Genomic DNA, 536 nt, shown 5'->3' with positions numbered 1-536 from the left:
ACCAGATCGTGCTGCACCTGGGCAACGGCGCGTCGGCGTCGGCCGTGCGCGGCGGCGTCGCGGTCGAGACGTCGATGGGCCTGACCCCGCTCGAGGGTCTCGTCATGGGCACGCGCTCGGGCGACGTGGACCCGGCGGTCGTGTTCCACCTGCACCGCAACGCGGGCATGTCGATCGACGAGATCGACGACCTGCTGAACCGCCGCTCGGGCGTCAAGGGCCTAGCCGGCGAGAGCGACTTCCGCGCGCTGCACGACCTGGTGGCCGAGGGTCACGCGGGCGCGCGCCTGGCGCTCGACGTGTACCTGCACCGGCTGCGCAAGTACGTCGGTGCGTACCACGCGGTGCTGGGGCGGCTCGACGTCATCACGTTCACGGCCGGGATCGGCGAGAACGACGACATCGTGCGGCTCGGTGCGCTGAGCGGGCTCGAGGCCCTCGGCATCGAGGTCGACGCGGCGCGCAACGAGGGCCGCAAGTCGGAGCCGACGGTCATCTCCCCCGACGGCGCCAAGGTCACGGTCCTCGTGGTGCCG

1 pseudogene is annotated in these 536 nt (G+C 72.2%); it reads left to right on the top strand.

Features of this window, described 5'->3' with window-relative positions:
• Positions 1 to 536: pseudogene (locus G3I71_RS46360) on the top strand (acetate kinase); the annotation flags it as partial.

The organism is Streptomyces sp. SID12501 (assembly GCF_010550245.1).
Taxonomy (GTDB): Bacteria; Actinomycetota; Actinomycetes; order Streptomycetales; family Streptomycetaceae; genus Streptomyces.
The sequence above is the reverse complement of the archived record's forward strand: the minus strand, read 5'-3'. Positions and strand labels throughout refer to the sequence as shown.